The organism is Paracoccaceae bacterium Fryx2 (genome assembly GCA_032334235.1).
In the GTDB taxonomy this organism is placed as follows: domain Bacteria; phylum Pseudomonadota; class Alphaproteobacteria; order Rhodobacterales; family Rhodobacteraceae; genus JAVSGI01.
In genome coordinates, this window is sequence record JAVSGI010000004.1 from 89,887 (window position 1) to 110,980 (window position 21,094).

The window sequence follows — 21,094 nt, forward strand, 5'->3', positions numbered from 1 at the left end:
CTCAACACCTGCAATTGCAGTTGCAGTTGAACGTCTTGCGGTTTGCCGTGACTGACACAGCACCTGACGTCCCGCCGCCGGAGAGGCTTTCGACGTAGCAGTTGCCCACATAAGCGCCAGCATAACTGCTTGCGCTGCCCGACACAGACGCACCAGCCGAAGGTGTACCATTTGTAATGGTCACCGCTGTGATGGTCCCAGATCCGATCGCAGGCTTATTGGCAATGCGCGACCAATCCACTGTACCGCTGTCATCAATCACGATGGTCGTTCCAACCTTATACGCCATGCGGGTCTCCTGTTGCTTGATGTGCCAGGATCTCTGCGAGCCCGGCTTTGCAGTGAGAGTTGGGAAGAGTGAGCGAACACAGAACCGGAATGCACATCCGCTCTTCGCCCTCAAAATAGGTGCTGTCGTGAGGCACATGGCCCTCAAAGACGATCATGGACCCCGCCTTCGGCTCCACGGCGTACCAGCCGCCGACATAGGCGTCCGGGTTTTTGCAGGGCCAGAGCCGCTTGCCAACATTGGCAGGATCGTAGAAACGCACGGCCCCGCGATGGAGCGATGTCTCGGGGCAATCGGCGTCGAGCACCACCCGCGGATAATAAGTGCAGACGATATCGGTCTGCATATGGGTATGGGCGTTGATGCCCACATTCTCGCGCGAACTGCGGCGCTGCCAGAAGGTGTCCGACATCATCTGAATGTCGCCCGCATGATCATAGCCGTAGGCCAGCTGCAGATATTCCCGCACTGCCGCTGCCACCATTTGCGCCAACACAGCAATGGCCGGATCGTGCCGATCCATTAGAAAGTTATGGCGCAGATGGCCCAGATGATTGGTCTGATCGCCAATGTTACGGCCGTCGCCCGCGTCTTGTATCCGGTTTGCCGCAGCGTCCTCAGCCGCCAGCGCAAAAAGCCGGTCGTTATAGCCCGGCGGCATCTCCCAATGCTTGTGCATGACAAACGCCGGATAGATCATCTGCAACTCGGTGCTGGTCGCTATTTTGAGGCTCATGCCACCACCTCAACGCGCAGCTTGCCAATGGCCGTGTAATGCTCAGTGTTGATCTTGACCGCGATCACATCGCCAACCGCAAGGCCTCGGGCCTCGACGCTGATCACGCCATGCCCATTTGCATCCGTGGTGACGCGGCGGCGCGGCAAATAACCGGCATCGGCCTCCAGCTTGAAGGTGGCGGACCGCATGACGGTGCTGCCGTTCGAGGTCCAGACCAGCTGGAACGGCACATCAACCCGACCATCTGGCGCGACCGTGACCACCTCAGTTGTGACTGCGTGGAAGTAGAATTGCTTGAACCAGACGCCATCCTTGGGAATGGTTGCATCATCAATCCGCCCGGCAATCACCGTGCCGTTCAACAAGATTGGGTCGGTCTGACACAGCACCTCAATGCGGGCCTGATCAAAGGGCACCTCAAACGGCAAAAAGACCACCAGCGCATTGGCAATGCCCTCACGGGCCCGATGCCGGAACGACAAATCGATCTTTTCGCGGGCGGATTGCGCAAAGCGGTTGCGCCAGGACAGGGGTCTTCCGCCCTGACCAACCGCGATATCCAGCAAGGAATAATCGACGATCTCATCAACGCCGTTCATACCATCAGCAAAGATGTAGGACCGTCCCTTGTAGATCGCCCCGGCGTCAGTACCCGGCAGATCAGGGATCAGGGTTTCATTGTACGAAAGATCCACAAAGCCCGCCTTGTTGCCAAAGGCAGGCGGAACCTCAAGGAGTGCCTTTAAATCCGCCCAAGACATAACACCGGCCATGCCAGTGCCGGATCCTGCAGGCACGCGTTCAAAAACAGAAATCCCTGCATAATCCGGCTTGATATCAACCGCGTAATGCAGCGCCCCGCCGCAATTGGTGATGGCAAAGAGTCCGATCTCGATCACGGTGCATTCCTTTTCAGCTGCTCGACCTCTACCGCGAGGTCCTTGATGGCCTCGACCAGCAGGCCGATGAGATTTCCATACGCGAGGCGCAACACGCCCTCGGCCTCGACCACGGCTTCCGGGGCCACGCGCTGCACATCCTGCGCGATCAGACCCATCTGCCGTCTGTCCGAGCCCCGCATTTGGAAGGTCACGCCGGTGAGGCTTTTCAGTTTGCCTAGTGCATCCGGGATCGGGGTGATTTCAGATTTGAGCCGCAGATCGGAGGTGGTGACAAAATCGGGTGCGGTCACTGCGCCTGTGAAGCTTGCGCCCACCAACTGCGCAAAAGCGCTGGCCTGGATCCCGTCCAGAATATCAGCGTTCAGGCCCGATCCGGGTCCATCTTGGGCCAGCACCTTGGCAAAGAGCTCGGCGTCGCTCAGCGCTGCGGTTGTCACATCGACGATGCTCTCCACGCCGCTTGTGCTTTTCTTGAGATAGAGCTTTCCATCGGTCACGTTGACCGCCAACTCACCAGCAACCAGCTGAGCTGTCGTTGGCACGCGCCCTGCCACGGTGGTGCGTTTGACCAAGAGCGTGTTGGCCATGATCAGAACGTGCCCCCGTCCAGCGCAATGCCGTTGATCGTACCGCCGGTGATGGCGACAGCGTTTGCGGCTTGCGTGGCCATGCTGCCAAGCCCGAGATTTGCGCGGGACGTCGTCTTGTTGGGCAGGTCTGCGAGGTTTGACGCGGCAGCCAGCTTGCCTGCCAGCGCGTTGGTCACGGTGGAAGCAAAGTTAGGATCATCGCCCAAAGACGCTGCCAGCTCGTTCAGCGTGTCCAAAGCACCCGGGGCCGCATCAATCAGCGCTCCGATGGCCGCCGCGACAAACCCTGTCGTCGCCAGCTGCGCGGTGTTGGTGCCAGAGGCTGCGGTTGGTGCTGTGGGTGTGCCGGTCAGGCCCGGCGAGGCAAGCGGGGCTTTGGCATCAAGCGCTGCCTGAAGACTGGTCACCTGCGAGATCGTGTGGCTGTGGGTTGAAGGCGTAAAGCTGGTGGGCTTGCCGGTAACGCCCGCCCAAGGCACAGCGTCGGCCAGTTCGGCCGTATCGACCTTGCCATTGCTGTTGGTGTCATAGGTGGCCGCCAGCATATCGCCGGGACCAAAGGCGACGATGGCCTGCTGCACAAAGGCCGTGGTTGCGAGTTGGGGTGTGCTGGTTCCGGTGTTGGCGGTCGGTGCGACGGGCACGCCCGTCAGGGCAGGCGATGCCAAGGGCGCTTTGGCGTCCAGCGCTCCTTGTAGCCCGTCCACGTTGGCAATGATGTGGTTGTGGCTATCATCGACCACGGCCGCCGTGAGGATCACATTGGCCGCGCCATCAAAGCTGATCGCGCCCGAGAGATCACCAGCCAGTGCAATTGTCCGCGCGGTCGCAAGCTTGCTTGCCGATACGGCATTGGCCGATGCGCCGAGTTTGCCGTCTAGCGCACCCTGCAAGCCCGTCACATCGCCGATGATATGGCCGTGCACAGCATCGGCCTTGGCGGCAAGCCCCGCATCAAATTGCGATTTGCGCACGAGATCCGTCGCGGCACTGGCGTCTTGGGCAGATTTTGGAACGAGGGTGAAGGTTTTGGAGCCTGCCACCGTCTGCGCACCGGTCAAGGCAACAAAGGACCCCGCACCCGCAAGGGCCGCGATGGTGGTTGCATTGCCGGTGCCATCGTCCCCCTTGCCAACATAAAGCGTATCATCAACCTCGTTATGGGCAAGCTCGCCCGATTTAAGCGCTGCAGGCGCGCCTGCCACGCCGGAGCCGCGGCGCTTGAGCTGGATTGTGTTGGCCATCAGAAAAATCCTCCGTTGATGGGCGCGTCGGTGGGCAGAATGGTCACGCCAGGGTCACCCTGATTGCCTTGCGCGCCTTGAGGTCCGCGCAAACCGTCTGGCCCGGGCAGACCCAGCAGGTGGACAGACACCGGCGCTGTGGCCAAGCGCAGGGTGATCGGCGACAGCGCCGAGACGCGAATACGAATGGGTCCGGTCTGGAGCCGTAAATCGAGCGCGGCTGTCATGACATCAAAGTCCCCGTGTCACCGATTGCTGAACCGGGATTTCCAGCGAGAAGCCAAGCGGGCGCTCCGGGGTGAGATCAGTGCGGACAAAATCCACAACCACGCTGCCGGGAATGAGGGCAGCCGTCACATCCGCTGCCACCACAATCTCGAGGGTGTAATCATCGATGCGTATGAGGCTGCCGGTTGCGCTCAAAAGGGTGGCAATCACCTCCAGTGCTGCCAAACGCATCCGCATTTGGGCTGCCAAGACGCATGCCTGCGGAAAGAGCGCGGCATCTGCTTGCAACTGCAAACGATACTCATAGCCAATTAGAATGACTGGACCTTCCAGCGTGGAGACCCCGCCTGTCGACAGCCCCGTCATGGCCGCCACCCGCAAAGCCGCGCGCCGGTCTCATTATGGGTCAGGATTTGGAATGCAGTGCCATCCGTCAACTGATCGGCGCGCGAAGGCAGGATGGGCATGGCCCAATCGCAATCGGCGGGGGCGCGCAGATCAATCCCGCATCCAGCGAGCAAGACGGCGCTTGCGCTCAGCGTCAGGCAAAACCTCAAGCTCATGGCGGATGTCCTTTGCAATGGTGAGAGAGCGAATGCGGGCTTCTGCCTGTTTGACAGCAAGATGTGCGCGCGCCTGCGCCCGACCTTTGGCGAAGGCAATCCATAGGGCTGAGATCGTAATCGCCGCTAGCGCCAGACCCAAGCGCAGCCGGGTCCCCAAACGGAGCAGTGTGCCTAGGATCATGGCGTTTTCCCCAACCGGTGATCCTCGATCCGGGCGGCACGGGATTTAACCGCAAAGACGATGATGGCGAGGAAAAGCACGGCACCCAGTAGGGGGAGGATCGTGGCTGCATGCGCCCCAAGCCCGACCAAGTCCAACACCCGGGTCGCGAGATCGCGCCCATCTTCGGCCTGTGTGATCAGAGGCGCCAGATCGGTCAGGGCAATCCCCGCTGATCCGGCAGCACCAAGCGCAATCTGCGCATTGGCGGCGGTGACAATGCGCGAGGCGTTGGGCTGGCCAGAGGCGCGTTCAGGGCTGACCGCGCGCGGCTTTGCAGTCTCAAGGGCTGCGACAAAAGCGGCGTCAATCACCGGCTCCAGCGGCAGGCCGTGGTCAGCGCGAAAGGCCAGAACAGCGCCCCTGGTGCGACTGCCCATCACACCATCAACCGCGCCCACTTCATGATAGCCAAGATCGCGCAACATCGATTGCACCGCCTTGATCGGGGGCGGACGACGTGAGGCGGAAGCTGGCGCGCGGCGAAGGCCGATCAGCTTTGAGACCGGATAGCGCTGCACGCTGACCGCATCACCCTGATTGCCGCCCAAGGCAAACAGCCACTTGCCTTCAACACAGTCGATAAAAAAGACATGGCCCTGCCAAGCCGAGGTGCCACGCGGGATGATGCCGATATCGCCTGGACGCACTGCTGCGAGATCCACAGCCTCACCCCAATCCAGATAGGAGCGCGCGGTCAGTTTGCGGGAGGAGCGGATCCCGGCTTTCTCAAGGCAATGCCCCACAAAGGCCGCACACCAGGCCACGTCGTCATGCTCGACCCAATCTTGGCCGATGGTGGCGTACATCTCAATGATCTTGGGGTTGTTTGCGGCCCCCGGTCCTTCGGTGGTGCCGATGTAGCTTCGGGCGATTTCAAAAGCGGTCATGTCTTTGTCCCATGCAAAAGGAAACACCGCCCGAGGTTGGGCGGCGCTTGGCGGTGTGATTGTTGTTGGAGCAGCTTGGAATCTGCGCCACTGGGATGGACGCAGCACAGCTGAAGGCTGAGACCCCGCCCGCCCCGTGCGTTACTTCTTGCGGCCCAGCCAGGACGCCAGCAGCGCCTCAGCCCCGCGGGGCCCAAGATAGGCGAGGGTTGCCACAAAGCCTGTCGAGACGGGTTGCGCGAGGCCGATGTAATTCGCCGCAGCCTCGCCAATCAGCGCCATACCAACGGCAACGGGGATTTCCCACAGGAGCTCCTTGCCAAAAAAGCGGCGCCGTCCGAGTTTCACCTCGCCTGAATGCCACATCAGCCGTCCGGTCAGCGCACCGATCAGGGTGGTGACAGCGCCGCCGAATACCGAATTGATCATGTCGATAAACCCACCATCATTCATCGGCGTGCCTCCTCTATTGCCGCAACCCGCGCGGTCAGTTCTTTGACGGCCTCAATCAGAAGGCCTGTGATATTGCCGTAAGCAACGGACAATTGTCCTGTCTGATCTTCCCGCACGACCTCGGGCAGAACCGGTTTCACCTCTTGCGCCACCACGCCGATCTGGCGGGTCCCATCCATAGTGAAGCGCACGCCGCGCAGAGCGCAAACCAGCGCCAGCGCATCTGGGATGGTCTCAATGTCAGATTTCAGCCGCGCATCTGACGAGGAGACGAAGTTTGGGGCGGTGACAATTCCGGTGAATGTCGCCCCCGTGAGCGCCGCCTTGCCTGCAATCGTGGCGTCATAATCCACTGCGGCTTTTGTCGCCATTGTGCCAAGCCCGAGGTTTCCCCGCGCCTGCGCCGTATTTGCCAACCCTGCCAGATTGCCTGCAGCATCCAAAAGTGCGTCCCAGCCTGTGTTTGTGGCATTGCGCCGCCGCAGCACCGGCGGCGAGGCAGAAGTGTCGACCCAGAGCATACCCGCAATTGCTGCGGTCGGTGCCGTCGCCCCGGCGCTCGTGGAGTGTAAGGCGGCGATCACCTCGTTGATCCGGGCGCGCACAGCGGCTCCGGCATCATTGGTGATTGCAAAACTCGATGTCTGGGGCATTCAGGGCTTTCCGTTCTGTATCAAGTCTTCTTGCGGGGTTTCGCGTTGGGGGCGCAGCCCACAGGCAGCGAAAGCGCGCGCGTTGTGAACGCAAAGCCCCTCAGGCGACCTCATCGGCATAAAGCCGCAGTTGGGAGACGATGGGCGTATAGGACGCATCCTTGGTGGAGAGATAGGCCCGGGCCTCAACAGCGCGGGCTTCGATTTCATGGTTGTCGAGCCGACCCCAAGGGCCCCAATTGGGGCTGCTGTTTGGGTCGTCATCAGTTTCGCGGATCTCGAACAGCACGTCGATTTCAGCCCCGGCCGCGCCGTCAAAGTCGGCCCATGTGTCCATGAGTGCTGTGCGCGCATCGATCCGGTCGTTCAGTGCCAAGGCTGCAACGCCGATCTCAGAACGCAGCCGCACGCGTTTGACGGCCCCAAGATCGAGCCCGGCAGCAAAATCGTATTGCCCCTCCATTGCCGTGACCTGTGTGACGCCGCCAGTTGTTGCGGTCGTCAATGTCAGGTTTGAGCCCACAACCTGCAGACCCGTCTTTGCGCCCACGAACCCAGGATCGGCCTGCAGATAGGCCAAGGTCGAGAAGGCCAAGACCTGCGCGCCTTTAGTAGACACGCGAGTTTCCGGGCCCGCTCTGCCGCCACTGTCCTCTGCCCTGATCAGGTATGTCCCGGGCTTCAGAGGCACCACGGCAATAGCCTCACCGCCACCGACCCGGTCCATCGAATAGCTGTCCGACCAAGTCGCCGTGACTTCTTTCGAATGGCGGATCACGATATTGCCACCAACCCGCACATCAGGATCAACGGAGCGGGCCCATTTCAGGATGGCAAGGCCACCCGCGGTCTGCAGCGTGAGGCTTTCCAGCCTGGCTGGAGGTGCTGTCAGGCCGAGGACCTCAACTGACGCGGTTTGCCAGACCGACGACACGCCCAGCACCGAGATCGCTTTCACCCGGAATTGCCACCCCCCCGGCGCAATATCGCGGATCTCAAGGCTGGTGCCATCGGTGCGGCCATAATCCAGCCAATCAGCGCCTACACTCTGCCGAGCCTGCAATTGATAGCCAGCAACAAAGCCTGAAGGGGCTGCCTCCCAGGCAACGCGCGCCAGAACCTTGAGCCCGCCACCATCGCGGGTGATATAAAGATCCTCTGTAACCGTGGGCGGCCCCGGCGCTGGAACATCATAAGCATTTGGAAGCGCCGTGCGCGGGGCCGCGGCATAAATCTGTGCCTCGCTTGCAGCCCAGTCGTAAACCAAGAGCGAGGTTTCGCGCAGGACCAGTTCTGGCAGCAGCAGTGCCGCATCACCCGAGGCCGCAAGATCAAGACTGACGCCCTGCACCTCAAACGGTTTGGCAGCAAAGCCCCAACGGGCGTAGGACAGTGTCACCACATCACCGACTGTGGCCGCCCAAGCGGACAGCTTGCCCGACAGTCGCACCGTCATTTGACGCCGCGCACGCTCCAGCTCGATCTTGGCCAGCCGCTGCGCCATCGCAGCAGAGATGGTGAAGGGCAGCGAGATATCGCGCCATTTCTGCTCGCCGCCGTCTTCCGCCAAATAGGCAGCACTGGCATAGGCTGGAAAGTCATCGGGCTGCCAGTCATTCTCGGGGCTTACGAACTGTCCGCGCACCCCGTTGAAGTTTGACGACATCGTCACGCGCGTGGCCAAGGTCAAACCGGCCTCGCGAACATGATCTGAGGTCAGCGCCACGGACGGTGCGCGCCAGGCCCCTGCGTGAATGCGCCAAGCCCCACCCGAGAAAGCGCAGCGTCCGGCGAAGGATGTCAGCAACCCCTCGATAATGGTTTTGGGAACCTCGGAGAGCGTGATGACACCGTTGCAGGCATAGCGCGGTTCCGTCCCACCCCCTGCGAGTGCCACCGGCTCGTCGCAGATGTTGGCCGCCTCAATCAGGGCCATCTCATCAATGCCGTCAAGTTGCCCGATCCGTGCGCCAATGCCCCATGTGGTGTTTGACATATAATCGGCCAAGCAAAGTGCGGGGTTTTCGCAATAAACAGACGCTTGGATGCGCGGATCCCAAATGTCATTCTTGCCCTCAAGATCCACTGTGATGTTTGGAATGCCGCCCGGGTAGGCGTCTTGGTCATAGGTCAGCCGCAGATGGATTGCAGCGCAGCCCCGCAAGCGGTGGTTCTCGGTCCATTTGTCAGGCAGTGCTGCTTTCAGCCCCGCAAACGCGGTCTGGTTGGCATCGCCCAGCTTCTTCTCGATTGTTACTTTGCCCGCCCAGCGACCTTGCGCAGCCCCCGCAGCATTCAGCGCGACCTCGCCTTCAAAATAAACAGCGCCGATGGAGTTAACCCGGTGCGTCGCCAGCACGATCACCAAATCAAGATATGTGTTGTCTGACCCTGAGGAGTTCAGAAACACGATAACCCCGCCCTTGCGGGTGCGGCCGTACACCAGATCGCGCGGCACCACGGGTTCGCGGATGGTCACCGTGCGGTTTTGCAGCGTCGCCTGCGGCTTTGGCATCAAAGCCTGTGCTGCATAAGACAACAGCAGCGTACCACCGATCCGGATCAGGGCCGCGCCAATACCACCTGCGGCCAATACCCCACTGATCGCCCCCGCTACGGCGACGACGGCTGAGACGATGAAGGGCATGGGGTTATCCCGTGTTATGTTGGCCAGGCAAGCCGGCAAGACGTTAAAGCTGCAAAAGAAAGCCCCTCTGGCGTGATGCCAACGGCCGTGGCGCCAATCACCACGCCAAAACCAAGGCCTGTGTCCGCCAGCACAATATCGCCCCGCTGGGCCAGCAGCGGCGTCTCGCGCGGCGCACCGAGCAGTGCGTGCCCCATGTCTTCCAGCGAGGCCCAGCCAAGACGACGCATGATGCGCGCGCCGCCAAGCGCAGTGCTGTAGCGTCCGCGCCAGAGGGCCGCCACATCCTCACCGCCGGTCAGGGTCATGCGGGTCTCAAAAGCAAAGGTTGGGCAGTCGTGGAGGCCCCAAGCGAAGGTTGTTACACGTGCTGCGTCGATCGCTTCTGCGAGGTGGCGTTCCCAATTTTCGATGTGAGGCATCATTTTTCCTTGCCCATCTAAGCGTGGCGCGCCAATTTTGCGGCATGCGCGCCTTTGATTTTCCTTTTGAGACTGTCGAGATCAGCTGCCCTGTCTGCGGTCGCTTCGGGCGCTATTCCAAAGAACGTTTTGTGGAGCGTGTTGGTGCGAATACGCCGCTGCCCACAGCGCTCGACATCATTGCCGAAGATTGCCCCGAAGACCGGCCGAGCCTCACGAACATGCAGGGCCGCTGCCGGGCCAGCTATCCACAGCTTATCCAGATGAATAGTCCCTCAAACCCGGCCAACTCCGCAAATTAACCGCGTCCCCAGGTAATCTCCCGGTCTTGAATGGCGGTGACATATTCAAAGCCAAGATCGCCTGGATACAGCACCTGCTGGCTTTCATGGGTATAGCGCCAGGTCCGCGTCACGGTCAGGTCGATCAACCGGCTTTCATAGCTGATGGTAATCGCGCAGCTGTCAGCATCATCCTTGATTTCTGGTACATCAAGACGGCCCGAGAAGGCCTGCACCGGATCGGCGATGATTTGGCCTGATTCAGACAAAAGCCCGAGCCAGATCCGGCCTGGCAAACCTTGCCGCGCCTCTGCAATGGCCATTTGCACCAGATCGAGCGGTACGCCAGACAACGAGACCGCCGTGCCACCCGCCACGACCTCGCCGGTTTCATCAAGGGCACCGATGCCCAGAAGCGATCCCGCGCCAGCCCAAGTTTGGCCGTTCCAGCCGATCTCGCCCAGCCCCGACCAAATCCGCACCCAGCCTGTGGCGAATTGGCCCTCAAAAAAGATAACCGGGCGAAGGTGTTGCTCTGCCAGCGCCGCAGCAAAAGCGGCGGTTACATCTCGGCTCATGTCAGATTTCCTCGCAGTTCAAAGCGCCTCTCGGGCTGAGATCGTAAACCGGTGCTGATCCGCCCGGCCAATGACCGTCGGCACCGGCGCCGTTAGCCGAAGAAGAACGGACGGGGCATTCAGGCCAATCGGCGTGCCAACCTGAACAACAGCGCGCAAGGACGGCACAAACGCCAGTTCGGCCTCGCTACCCACTGGCGTCACATCCGCCGTCAATTGATAAAGCCGTGTCGTCGCGTCCAATCCCAACTGGAAAAAATCCCCTGCGCGCAGGCCGAGTCCCCAGCCTGCCGTGTGTAGCGTTGCGCTGCCCGCCGCCTGCATCTCAGTAACATAAGGATTACCCGCCCCCGCCAGCACCTCAATCGTTGGGTCGGGAAACAGGAACCGCCCCCGCAAACCACCCAAAGCGGCAAAGAACGCAGACAGGCTGCGGCCATTGGCGCCTTGCGTCACCGCCATTTCAATCTGGTACTCCCACCATGATGCGCCCCAGTCTTGGATTTGCGACGTGCCGGTAAAGGGTGAGCGTGCCTCGGCCACGGAAGTAACCAGCTGCCGCTCAAGTGCGGACACCAGCACCAGCGGCAACACTGGAATTGTCATATCGCCTGACCCCGCCGCCGCCCGTCCGCGACGCTTTGCTTGGCGATGCGCGCGATTTCGGGCAGCGCCGCGCGCAGGCGGGCCTCAATCTGTTCGGCCACGCCAATTTGTGCGCCGCGCGCGTCAATTGAGATCGACATGTTTGGTGCCGCCCCGCCTGCGCCATAGCCCGCTGCCTGCCTACGGCTCAACACCCGCTCGCCACGCTGCAAGATTGCGGGCACCTCATCGGGTTTAAGGCCCGCCCAGCCTCCGGCATGCATCCGCGGGGCTGCTGCAAAGGCCAGCGCTGGAACCCTGCGGCTGGTTCCGCCAGTCCCGACCATGCCGCCTGCATGCAAAACCGAGCCAAATATATCTCCACCCCCAAAGACCCCAGACAGCGCGTTGGCGATCGGCCCCAGAACCGCGCGCTTGAACGCCAGCGTGGCCAGATCAGCAAGGATGGAAGACACCAAGGACTTGAAGTCGAACTTGCCGGTGGTGATAAATTGCTTGAACGCAGTTTCAGCCGATTGAAAGCCGCTGACCAAAGTGCTGCCAAGCCCCTTGCCCCAGTCCATCGCCTGCTTGGAATAGTCCGCCAAGGATTGTGAGACGGCCGCCCAACCAGTTTTGGCCACTTCAGCGGCGGCCTTAACCGCCCCACCTGCAGAGTTGGCCGCGTTTGTGGCACTGTCCAAGGCATCCGCAACGCCTGAGGCCGAGGCCTGTGCCTCATCAAGCGCATCAGCGCCTGCAGCACCACTGCCGCTTACGGCATCTTTGAGCGCCTGCCAACTTGCAAGCGGCGCTGTTGCCCCTGCGGCAAGATCGCTCGCGGCCTGGCGGTAGCCGTTCGCGGTCGCAAGCGCGTCAGTGGCAAGGCCGCTCAGACCAAGATCAGGGGCGGTCAGGGGATTTTTGGCAAAGGCGCGCTGGAACGCTTCTGCCGCCGCCGTGCCCGCCTCGGCTGAGGCCCCGGCAAAGGGGTTTGCAATATCGCCAAGGCTGATCTCGCCAATCTGACCAAAGGCTGTCTCGATCCCAACAGCTGCCAGCGCATCCCGGATTTTGCCGGTAAAGGCGTCAATTTGCCCGAGGGCCCCGTTCAGCATTGCCTCAATGCCGTCGAGCATGCGGTTGGCCGCTGTGAACACCAGATCGCCAATCACGCTGGGCAGGCGCGACCAGATCTCTTTCACGGCCAGAAGAGCGCCTTCAAAGGTGTTGGCTGTCGCATTGCCAAACCCCACCACGCTTTCAATTGCGGACGCCATGCCCATGGCCGCGTCCGCCTTCAGATCATAGAACATCGCGGTGGCCGCGGCCCCAGCCGAGCTGGCCGCCATTTTGATCCGGCCCCAGACCTCGACCGCGACGTCGTTCAATAGCCCCATCGCGGCGCCAAAGCCGCCAGCACCCGCAACAAGCCGAGTGAACCAATAGACCAACTCACCTGCGCCCACGATCAGCGCGCCAATGCCGGTGCGGATCAGCGCGCCCCGCACGACCACAAGGGCTGTGGCAAGCCCGCGCACCGACAGCGCCGCTATGGCCATTGCTGCAACCCAGCGCCCGGCAAGGAAGGTGGCAAAGGTCGCCGCATAAGCGCCAAGCCGTCCCAGATTGTCGAAAACACCCGCAATCGCTTGGCCCAGCGGTCCCGTGGTTTTGGACACCGCCGCCAGTGCGTTGGCCACCGCCTCAAGGGCCGGGGCCGCTGCCACCGCCAGCTGGTTTGACACCCCTCGCCAGATTAGACCCAGCCGTGAGATTGCATCATTGGTGCGCTCAATCTGATCTGCGTCCTGTTCGGAGACAACAATGCCAAAATCAGTCACGTCAGCGGTGGCTTGGCGCAGCGTGGCGGTATCAATGCGCGTAAACACCAAGGCTGCGCGGTCGCCAAAGAGCTGTGACGCAACCGCCGCGCGCTCGGCCTCGGGCACAAACTCTGCCAGCCTGTCTTGGATCAAGGCAATACGTTGATCAAGCGGCAGGCTTTGCAGCGCGCTGACAGACAGACCAAGGCGGTCAAGCGCTTCGACGGCAGGGCCAGCACCTGCCGCTGCCTGGCTCAGACGCCTTGTCAGCTGCACCGTGGCCTGCTCGACATTGCCCATCGAGACGCCAGAGAGATCAGCGGCCCGGTCCAGCACTTGCAGGCTTTCCACCGTGGTGCCCAGAGATTGCGCCATTTTGGCCTGCGCATCGACGGTTTGCAGGCCAGAGCGGATCATGGCCACCCCCGCCACCACTGTGGCCGCAGCCATAACGCCCGCCGCAAGGGCCGCCCGGCGTGATAGCGCCGCAAGCCGCGCATTGGCCAGATCCATCTCTCGGCTCAGCCTGCCAAAGCCGCGGCTGCCCGCATCGCCCACACCTTCCAGCTCGGCGCGCACTTGCCGTCCGCCGCTGGCCGAGAGGCGCACAGAGACCCGTTTTTCGGTCATAGCCCTTGTTCCATTCTCTCGTTAAGTTTCTGAACCATCACCGCCTCTACAGCCGGTAGCATCTCGGCCACAGCCAGCGGCGAAAGCCCAAGCGCAGAGGCCAGCGCAAAGGCTGCCGCCATGTCCCAGCCAATCACCGCATTGCCTGACGGCCCTTGCGCCAGCCGCAGCTGGCCGCCCAAGCGCTGCACCAGGTCCCAAACCTGCCAGCCCTCATAAGTCTGCGGTGCGTTTACGCGGCTGGGGCAGTCGAGGCAGTCTTGCTCACAGGCGGCGCAATAGGCGTCACCCCCGCCGAAGGACCACTCGGCAAGGGCGCAAAGCCGTTTTTTTCCGCATCAATCAACAGACCTTTGGCAACATAGAGGGTCTGAAACGCCTCAAACACCGGCCAGAGATCAAGCAGGGCATCAATGGCCGCCTCAGAAGGTGCAAGTGGCGCGCCGCTCGCATCGCCCACCCCCTCCCAATCGAGAATGGCCAGGCGGGCAAGCGCTTTGGCAAAGGCCACGGCGCGTTCATCATCACTGGCACCAGTGGCAAGGTCTTGGATCGCAGGGTCCGCGCGCGCGGCCACCATCAGCGAGGTGGTCAGCGGGCGCAGCTGCAAACGCAGGCTTGCGATGAGATCAAGCCATCTTGGCCCGTTGGAAAGGTTGAGTTCTATCATGCATAGCTCGCGACTGAGTTGGTGAGGACAATGGTGCAAAGCCGTGCAGGCGTCGTCCCCTTCGCCGCCTGCCAATCAAACGAGGCCTGAATGCCCTGCGGCCCTTGGATCTCGATCCGGGGCCGGGGCAGATAGACCGCATGGGCGGTAAAGCTGAGGCTGGCACTGGCCCCAAGGCTGTAGCTGAACTCCAACTCGCAAGGCGCGCCGTCAATGGCTTGGGTCACCAGCGCGCTGTCAGCAAAGCGCACGTCAATCTTACCCGTCAAAGCCGCCATCGCCGGATCCGCCCCATCGATCTTGCCATCTGCTCGGATGGTCTCCACCCGCTCAAGGTTGTTGGCATAGGTAATCTCTGCCGAGACCACATGGCCAAGGGCTGTGCCATTGCGCTTGATGGAGCCGTTAAAGTGGCCAAAGCGCTGCAGCGCGATTGCGGCGGGCGTACCCGCACCTGATGCGGTGGCAATCGTCTCGCCCTGCGCGATGATCTTGGCCGTCGCTGTCAACAGCCCCGAGCGCTGCATGGTCCAGCTCAGTTGATCCAGCATGCAGCCCGAATACATCGCATAGCGCGGTACCTCCGGCATGCCGGTTTCCACCGAGAAGCTCGGCAGCGCCCAAGACCCTGAGGTGAAGGTGTGCGTTTTAGGCGTGGTGCCGCTGGTGGCGGGCGCGCCAAAGGCGGCCTTGAGCCAAAACCCGAGCGCCTCGATATCAATCGGCACCGAGACATCACCGTCCGCCGTCACCGCATCTTTGATCGGGGCCAGCGGATCGCGACCATAGCCCAAAAGGTCCGAGGCCAGCAGCGGTTGCTCAGCCCCTAGCGAGGTACTGGCAAAGGGCATCAGCTTGAACCCCGCGGTTGGGGCGGTGCCATAAATAGTCTCAAACGCCAGCGCCATCTGCGCCCGCGCGCCTTGCGCTCGTGCCATGGGGGTCTCCTCATTATGATGGGGTGTCAGGCCAGTGGGCCGGTGGTGGTGTAATGCAGGACGATGGTGATCACCGCCGCCTTCAGGCTCGCCGCGCCCTCAACGGGCAGATCGACCGGGCGCGGCGCTTCCGCTTCAACCCAATCGCAGAGGCCACCAAGCGTGTGGTCGCCAGAGATCACAGCGCCAATCTGGCCGCAAAGTGTGGCAAAGCCCGCATCACGGGCCACACCCTGCACGATGACCTCCAGCTCCGCGCGATGTTGGAAGTGATATAAAAGCGGCGACAGCGTCACCGCCGGATCGCCCGGATCGCCATCACGCAAGATTATGAGGCCAGAAGTTGGCACGCGTTCAGGCAGGACCTCGCCGCGCAGAACCGGCACGAACGGGATCAGCCGCAAGAGATCCGCAAGAGCGGTCAGGATGGTTTCGCGTGTCATCAGACTTTGCCCTCAACCCAGTTCGCTACAATCAACCCTGGCACGCGGTCCACGGCCCGCCCTGCATCGCGCGCCAGATCAAGGCGTTTCGCCAGCTTTACCTGTGGCACCAACAAAAAGATCGGCATGGTTGCGATGCCGCGCCCGGTCTTTGACTTTGACGCGACACCCAACCCACGGCTGTTCAGCCGCCCTTCAGCCACCAGCAAACTCGGCCCCCGCCTGCGATAGATAAACCGCAACTTCAGTCCTTGCTTGCGTTCCCATTCACCCGGAGTGATCCGGCCACCACGGGCTGATTTGCCCGCAGCCGCTGTAGGGATCGCCAGCCAAAACCCGTCCTTGGACCGGATCAACGGGCCGGTGTCATGCGCGCGAATGATCACCGGCGCTTGCGACCACACCAAAGCGGCCGCACTCAGGCTGTCACCAGATTTGGGATAGCTGGCGAGCCGGATCGAGTTTGCCAGCCGCCGCCCAAGACCGGCCCCGGTGATCTGAGCGCGCCAAGCGGTCTTCAGCCCCGTTCCAGCCTCATACATGGCGGTTGAGACAGCTTTTTCGCCTGCTTTGATCTCGGCGGCCATCGCCGCGATCAGATCAGGCGCAAGATCGAGTTTGATCCTCATGCTAGGGCCGCCTCAATTGTCCAAATCAGCCGGTCGCGGTCGCGCACAGGCTTGCCTTGAATTAGAAACGTCTCATCGCCGATCTGGATTTGCTCTTGCGAGCGGGGATTGGGCAGCTCTCGCACGCGCACATCAAAGCGGAAGGTCTCGGACCAGAGCCTTGCCGCCCCAAAGTCCGTGATGCTGTCTGCACTGCGGGTAATGATGCGGAGCTTGGTGAACTGGCCTTCGCAATCACGATACCACGCCTCTTGGGCAAGGTTGGGATCCGCAAAGAGCAGATCAAGGGCCATAGTAAATGCGTGCATGACGACAGCCCTTAAGTCGAACTCGTCAGCCGGATCGCCATGCGCGGCCGCTTGTTGACCGGCAGGATCGAGCTTTCCGTCATCAGATCAATCCAGCGGCCCTTCTCATCAAGATGCTGGCGGGCGTAGAGGGGCAGACCAATGGTATTGGCCGCTTCCAAGAGATTGGCCGGCCCGCCATAGGTGGTGAAGGTATCAAACGTGCCCAAGGGAAAGGCAATGCCGTCGCCCGCCGGGATCAACCGTTCTGCCGTCCCATTCGAGAGGGTGACAGAGCCGTTGTACTCTTCAAAAAGAACGCCTGCGAAAGGAAACGCGCGGCGCATGTCCTCGCGCAAGGGCTGCCCGCCCGTTGCGGAGAAGAACTTGTAGGCTTCTTCGGTTTTGGGATGGCTGATCAGCTTGTCAAAGAACTCCGAGCTGACCAGCGCATGCGCGGTGGTCATGGTCTCGCCCAAAAGGTTGTCCTCAATCGCGCGCAACACAGAGCGGACCTTGCCTTGGATATTGGTGGTGGCGGTGCCAAAGATGAAGTCGATGGCGAGTTGCTCAAGGCCAAACTCGGTGAAGTAATTGTAAAGCGTGGTGCCAGCACCATCCTTCACAATGCCGCGCAGCGCATTCATCTCCATATATTCGCGAGTCTGGGCATGCTTGCGCCGCATCAGCTGCAGCTTGCGGTTCATCACCTCAACCAGCGGGTCGGCTGCGTCCGAGACGCCGAGTGCGGGCATGCCCTGAATATCCGAGGGCAGGATCACATCATCATGCGGGATCCAAGGCAGCGCGAACGAGCGCATGGAACGGGCTTCACGATTGCCGACGGTGGCAGGGGCGCCGAGGGGGACAGAGGGCAGGAGGCTCAACACGCCTTGATGCTGTTCGATCACGATGGCGCGTTGCGAGACACCCTCAAAGCGAAAGAGGCCGATCTGGCCGAGCCGGGTGTAAAGATTGGGCAGGATATTGATCGCCTGCGTCATCTCGGCGAGCGAATAGCCGCCCGCGTCAAACGGGTTGCGGGTGAGGGTCATGGGAAACTCCAGCAAAAAGGGTGGGGATAGCCTTGGTTTGGGGATCATGGGCAGCGAAGCCGCCCGGCTGATGCGCCGTTGCGCGATCTGGATTAAGCGGTATCGCGCGGAATGATGCCAAGGGCTGCGAGCTGGCCGTGCTTGGTCGCGGTTTTGGCGGCATCATCGACGGTGGCGTCAAAGACGAGGGCGGCTTTGGAGACGATGGCGGGGCCGCGCGCGATGATAAGGCCGGTGCCATCTGCGCCAGAGGCATCGACCGGGTAGAGCAGCATGGCGGCAGCTGTCTGCGCGCCATCCGTACCGCCGGAGGTGGCCAGCTTATATTTACCGCTGGCGGTGATGCGGCCCAGCACAGCACCCACGGGATAGGTGGTTCCTGCCAACAGAATGACAGTTTCTCGGGTATAATTTGGGTTCAGCTCATATTTGAGGATATCGCCCAGGCTGGGCGGTTGGGTCAGGACGGTCATGTCGGGGATCCTTCTGGGGATGGAGGCATAAGCAATTTACCGCTGGGCAGGAGCGGCGGAGTCTTAACATGGTCGTGGGAGTATGGCGGCTGTGGGACCGCTTAGCGTTTTGCGCCGGAGGCAGCGGCGCGTTTGGCTGCGGCAACAATAGGGCTTTCACTGTTCGAAGAAACTGCCGGGGCGGGGGTGATTGCCACCACATCCCGCGCATCGGCTGCGGCCGCCGCGTGCTCCAACACTGAACGGCGCAGCGCCGCAGGCGTGGTGCCCTCCCTCAGGGCTTTTGCTGCATCGATAGTAACGCCAAGCCGTCCCGCTTGCGCTGCGATCTCGGTGATCTCTGCCGCTTCAAGGCGAAGCTGGGCGGAAAGTTCGGCCCGCAGGGATGTCTGGAGTGCGGAGGCCGGGTCAGCTTTTGGTGAGTTTGATGCTGCGGGAGGGGCTGCGAGCGATTGGGAAACAAGGGCTGTAGTGGGTGGCACTTCGGGATCTGTGCCGCCATTTGCGGCAATATCACTCTGCGTTTGGCTGTCTTGAGCTTCATCGGGGACGGGTTCGGTCTGTGGCAAGGTGTCGTTGCGCATGAGAGGATCCTTTCGGGATTGAATTTGGGCCGTGGTGGCCACGCGGGATGAGACGGATGCGCGGATCGGAGACAAGCTTTGTCGAAAACTGGCAAACCCACGCGCAAGATCGATGACTTCGTCGGCAAGACCCGCCGCCACAGCCTCGGTCCCGCGAAAGCTGGCGGCCTCGGTGGCGAGTGCGGCTTCTGGGCTAAGCTGCGCGCCGCGCCCCGCTGCCACCGTTTCCGCAAAGAGAAACCGCAGCACCTCGATTTCGCGCTGAATGTCGTCTTGGATATCAGCGGGCAGGGGTGTGTAGGGATTGGCATCAACCTTGTGCGATCCTGCGTGGATCAGCGTGACGCGCACCCCGTCTTGATCAAGCTGACCGCTGAGATCGGCGTGCATCACCACGACCCCGATGCTGCCCACCGCCCCGGTGCGCGGCAGCAGAATGCGGTCCGCCTGACTTGCCAGCGCATAACCGGCCGAGAAGGCGTGTTCTGCCACAAAAGCCCAGATGGGTTTGATGGCGCGAATTGCACGAATACGATCTGCAAGGTCAAAAACACCCGCAACTTCGCCACCAAAACTGTCAATTTCCAATGCGAGGCCGCGCACGGACGGGTCGCTTGCAGCCGCCTCGATCTGTGCTGCTATCCCTTCATAGCTGGTCTGGCCCGAGGACTGTCCGATCCAAGCCCCACGATGGATCAGCACGCCGGAGACCTCGATCACAGCAATGCCATCCACCACCGCGTAGGGGGCCTCACCCTGCTGGCGGTAATCGTCCAGCATCCCACCTGCTAGAATGCTGGCGCGCGCTGGCGGAACGACGAGGCCTTCCAGACCGCCGTTTTCGTCACCAATATCGACCTGCCGCCCAAGGATGCGTGGTCCAAGGCCGGAAAGAAACGCCATGGCTTTGGAGGGCTCAACCAGCAGCGGCGTGTTGAAGGCGCGCGCGGCAATGCGGGCATGCAGCATCATGTCTGGTCCTCAGGCTTGCTCGAAGGGTCTTGCGCGTCATCGGTTTCATCTGTTGGGTCGCTGTCGTCGTTTTCGTCTCCATTTTCATCCGGGCCCGGCAAAGCTTGCACACCTTGCGCGGGCGATCCGGGGCGGCGGAAGTCGAGGCCGAGCAATCGCTCGCGGCTGCGTTCGGCGGCGATTTCGCGGTCGACCTGTTCTGCGTCATAGCCGCGCTCGGCGATGGCTTGGGTGCGGGATTTGAGCCCTGCCTCGATCTGAGCGATTTCGGCATTGGCATCCTTCAGGGGATCAACCCAATCCCATTTGGTCGGCAGCCAGTTGGCCGCAAGCAACTGTGACCGGTTGGCCTCATAGCCGGGCAGAACCAATGCGCCCGATAGCACTGCAGCGTCCATCCAGCGCGCATAGACAGGACGGCAAAGTTGAAAGACCATCACAGAGTGCTGCCAGGCCGAAACGCGACGCCGAAATTCGATAAGGGCTAGTCGCGAGTTCGAAAAGTTCCCCTTCACCATGTCATTGGTCAGATAAGGATAAGGAATGCCCAGCGCCGAGGCGACCTGCAGCAGCGTGCGGTATTGGAACGGCTCGTAGGTTGCCCCTGAATCTGCAGGCTGGCCCACGGTCACATCCTCGCCCGGATCCAGCCGCACGACCTGGCCGGGGCTAATTTCGAAGCCGCCCAGCATGTCGTCATCCTCGGACGGCAGCAGGGGGTTTTCTGGGGCAGGGGAGGTCACAAACATCGCATACATCGCGGCGACCTTTTTGCGGTCCAGCTCGGCATCGTCGTATTGATCGAGCAAAAACAGCTTCACGATGGCCGGTGCCAGCTTCGAGACCCCACGCAGTTGCCCCGCCTCAACGGGGTCGATCACATGGATCACCTCGCTTGTTGGAACCTGCACGATCTCCCCCGCCAATCCCAGATCGGTGCTGTCGCCGGGGTGCCGTCGAAGGAAGTGATAGGCCACACGGCGTCCAACCCGGTCGAATTCAATCCCCTGACGGATAGCATTACCGTTACCAGCCATTCCCGTTTGGTGCTGCGGCAACATCTCGGCGGGCAACATTTGCAATTGCAGTGGCACGGAAAGCCCATCGTTCGCACGCCGTGGCCTGATCCTGAAGAAAACTTCGCCCGCCAGAAAGACTTCGCGCGCGGCTCGCCGCTGCAGCCCGTAGAAATCTGTCAGACCTTCGCTGTCTGCTTCATCTGTCCAAGCCAGCCAAAGACGCTGCAGCTCTTCCTTGCGCGCCGCATCCGCAATTTGCGAGATTGGTTTGATCCCGTCGC

The 21,094-nt window shown here is 61.6% G+C and carries 27 protein-coding genes; 1 reads left to right on the top strand and 26 read right to left on the bottom strand.

Annotated features, from left to right (window positions below; genetic code table 11):
* Window position 1: 1 nt before the first annotated feature.
* The 13 genes from RNZ50_09065 to RNZ50_09125 form a co-directional block, all read right to left on the bottom strand.
* Window positions 2-289 carry a hypothetical protein gene (locus tag RNZ50_09065; protein MDT8855159.1) on the bottom strand — a complete coding sequence of 96 codons (288 nt, stop codon included), beginning with the start codon at window positions 287-289 and terminating at the stop codon, window positions 2-4.
* Entirely contained in the window at window positions 279-1,025 is a 747-nt protein-coding gene (locus tag RNZ50_09070; GenBank protein MDT8855160.1) for a hypothetical protein, read from the bottom strand. The genes RNZ50_09065 and RNZ50_09070 overlap by 11 nt, the downstream gene beginning before the upstream one ends.
* Window positions 1,022-1,927, bottom strand: a complete 906-nt coding sequence (locus RNZ50_09075; GenBank protein MDT8855161.1) for a hypothetical protein — start codon at window positions 1,925-1,927, stop codon at window positions 1,022-1,024. The genes RNZ50_09070 and RNZ50_09075 overlap by 4 nt, the downstream gene beginning before the upstream one ends.
* Window positions 1,924-2,517 carry a tail fiber domain-containing protein gene (locus tag RNZ50_09080; GenBank protein ID MDT8855162.1) on the bottom strand — a complete coding sequence of 198 codons (594 nt, stop codon included), beginning with the start codon at window positions 2,515-2,517 and terminating at the stop codon, window positions 1,924-1,926. Before RNZ50_09080 ends, RNZ50_09075 begins: the two co-directional genes overlap by 4 nt.
* Window positions 2,518-2,519: 2 nt before the next feature.
* Complete coding sequence (locus tag RNZ50_09085) at window positions 2,520-3,581, bottom strand: head decoration protein (protein ID MDT8855163.1); 1,062 nt, start codon at window positions 3,579-3,581, stop codon at window positions 2,520-2,522.
* A 182-nt stretch (window positions 3,582-3,763) separates the two neighbouring features.
* Complete coding sequence (locus RNZ50_09090; GenBank protein ID MDT8855164.1) at window positions 3,764-3,991, bottom strand: hypothetical protein; 228 nt, start codon at window positions 3,989-3,991, stop codon at window positions 3,764-3,766.
* 4 nt (window positions 3,992-3,995) lie between these two features.
* Complete coding sequence (locus RNZ50_09095) at window positions 3,996-4,358, bottom strand: hypothetical protein (GenBank protein ID MDT8855165.1); 363 nt, start codon at window positions 4,356-4,358, stop codon at window positions 3,996-3,998.
* A 132-nt stretch (window positions 4,359-4,490) separates the two neighbouring features.
* Window positions 4,491-4,739, bottom strand: coding sequence for a hypothetical protein (locus tag RNZ50_09100; GenBank protein ID MDT8855166.1), 249 nt, complete (start codon window positions 4,737-4,739; stop codon window positions 4,491-4,493).
* The gene (locus tag RNZ50_09105) at window positions 4,736-5,776 is read right to left on the bottom strand and encodes a TIGR02594 family protein (GenBank protein ID MDT8855167.1); all 1,041 of its coding nucleotides are present in this window, start codon (window positions 5,774-5,776) and stop codon (window positions 4,736-4,738) included. The genes RNZ50_09100 and RNZ50_09105 overlap by 4 nt, the downstream gene beginning before the upstream one ends.
* A 33-nt stretch (window positions 5,777-5,809) precedes the next feature.
* Window positions 5,810-6,121 carry a phage holin family protein gene (locus RNZ50_09110; protein MDT8855168.1) on the bottom strand — a complete coding sequence of 104 codons (312 nt, stop codon included), beginning with the start codon at window positions 6,119-6,121 and terminating at the stop codon, window positions 5,810-5,812.
* Window positions 6,118-6,774: a tail fiber domain-containing protein gene (locus RNZ50_09115; protein ID MDT8855169.1), complete on the bottom strand. Its 657-nt coding sequence runs from the start codon at window positions 6,772-6,774 to the stop codon at window positions 6,118-6,120. The genes RNZ50_09110 and RNZ50_09115 overlap by 4 nt, the downstream gene beginning before the upstream one ends.
* Window positions 6,775-6,874: 100 nt before the next feature.
* On the bottom strand, window positions 6,875-9,421 hold the full coding sequence (locus RNZ50_09120) for a phage tail protein (GenBank protein MDT8855170.1): 2,547 nt from the start codon (window positions 9,419-9,421) through the stop codon (window positions 6,875-6,877).
* 14 nt (window positions 9,422-9,435) lie between these two features.
* Window positions 9,436-9,843 (bottom strand): hypothetical protein, encoded by a 408-nt coding sequence (locus RNZ50_09125; GenBank protein ID MDT8855171.1) that lies wholly within the window; start codon window positions 9,841-9,843, stop codon window positions 9,436-9,438.
* A 44-nt stretch (window positions 9,844-9,887) separates the two neighbouring features.
* Here RNZ50_09125 and RNZ50_09130 point away from each other — a divergent pair, with 44 nt between their 5' ends.
* Entirely contained in the window at window positions 9,888-10,145 is a 258-nt protein-coding gene (locus RNZ50_09130; GenBank protein MDT8855172.1) for a hypothetical protein, read from the top strand.
* Here RNZ50_09130 and RNZ50_09135 read toward each other — a convergent pair.
* From RNZ50_09135 to RNZ50_09195, 13 genes are all read right to left on the bottom strand, one after another.
* Window positions 10,142-10,702, bottom strand: coding sequence for a hypothetical protein (locus RNZ50_09135; protein ID MDT8855173.1), 561 nt, complete (start codon window positions 10,700-10,702; stop codon window positions 10,142-10,144). The two genes, RNZ50_09130 and RNZ50_09135, sit on opposite strands and share 4 nt — an antisense overlap.
* Window positions 10,703-10,720: 18 nt before the next feature.
* Window positions 10,721-11,296, bottom strand: a complete 576-nt coding sequence (locus RNZ50_09140; GenBank protein MDT8855174.1) for a hypothetical protein — start codon at window positions 11,294-11,296, stop codon at window positions 10,721-10,723.
* Between the two features lie 8 nt (window positions 11,297-11,304).
* Window positions 11,305-13,743, bottom strand: a complete 2,439-nt coding sequence (locus RNZ50_09145; GenBank protein MDT8855175.1) for a phage tail tape measure C-terminal domain-containing protein — start codon at window positions 13,741-13,743, stop codon at window positions 11,305-11,307.
* The gene (locus tag RNZ50_09150; protein ID MDT8855176.1) at window positions 13,740-13,934 is read right to left on the bottom strand and encodes a hypothetical protein; all 195 of its coding nucleotides are present in this window, start codon (window positions 13,932-13,934) and stop codon (window positions 13,740-13,742) included. Before RNZ50_09150 ends, RNZ50_09145 begins: the two co-directional genes overlap by 4 nt.
* Window positions 13,935-13,975: 41 nt before the next feature.
* Window positions 13,976-14,413, bottom strand: a complete 438-nt coding sequence (locus tag RNZ50_09155; protein MDT8855177.1) for a hypothetical protein — start codon at window positions 14,411-14,413, stop codon at window positions 13,976-13,978.
* A complete protein-coding gene (locus tag RNZ50_09160) occupies window positions 14,410-15,351 on the bottom strand; it encodes a phage tail tube protein (GenBank protein MDT8855178.1) in 942 nt (313 codons plus the stop codon). The genes RNZ50_09155 and RNZ50_09160 overlap by 4 nt, the downstream gene beginning before the upstream one ends.
* A gap of 26 nt (window positions 15,352-15,377) precedes the next feature.
* Window positions 15,378-15,794, bottom strand: coding sequence for an acyl-CoA transferase (locus RNZ50_09165; protein MDT8855179.1), 417 nt, complete (start codon window positions 15,792-15,794; stop codon window positions 15,378-15,380).
* Window positions 15,794-16,423 (bottom strand): DUF6441 family protein, encoded by a 630-nt coding sequence (locus RNZ50_09170; protein MDT8855180.1) that lies wholly within the window; start codon window positions 16,421-16,423, stop codon window positions 15,794-15,796. Before RNZ50_09170 ends, RNZ50_09165 begins: the two co-directional genes overlap by 1 nt.
* Complete coding sequence (locus RNZ50_09175) at window positions 16,420-16,731, bottom strand: hypothetical protein (GenBank protein ID MDT8855181.1); 312 nt, start codon at window positions 16,729-16,731, stop codon at window positions 16,420-16,422. Before RNZ50_09175 ends, RNZ50_09170 begins: the two co-directional genes overlap by 4 nt.
* Before the next feature lie 11 nt (window positions 16,732-16,742).
* Window positions 16,743-17,765: a major capsid protein gene (locus RNZ50_09180; GenBank protein ID MDT8855182.1), complete on the bottom strand. Its 1,023-nt coding sequence runs from the start codon at window positions 17,763-17,765 to the stop codon at window positions 16,743-16,745.
* Between the two features lie 92 nt (window positions 17,766-17,857).
* Entirely contained in the window at window positions 17,858-18,238 is a 381-nt protein-coding gene (locus RNZ50_09185; GenBank protein MDT8855183.1) for a head decoration protein, read from the bottom strand.
* A 101-nt stretch (window positions 18,239-18,339) separates the two neighbouring features.
* Window positions 18,340-19,791 (bottom strand): S49 family peptidase, encoded by a 1,452-nt coding sequence (locus RNZ50_09190; GenBank protein MDT8855184.1) that lies wholly within the window; start codon window positions 19,789-19,791, stop codon window positions 18,340-18,342.
* The coding region (locus tag RNZ50_09195) for a phage portal protein (protein MDT8855185.1) at window positions 19,791-21,094 on the bottom strand (1,304 nt) is incomplete at its 5' end. The genes RNZ50_09190 and RNZ50_09195, both read right to left, overlap by 1 nt.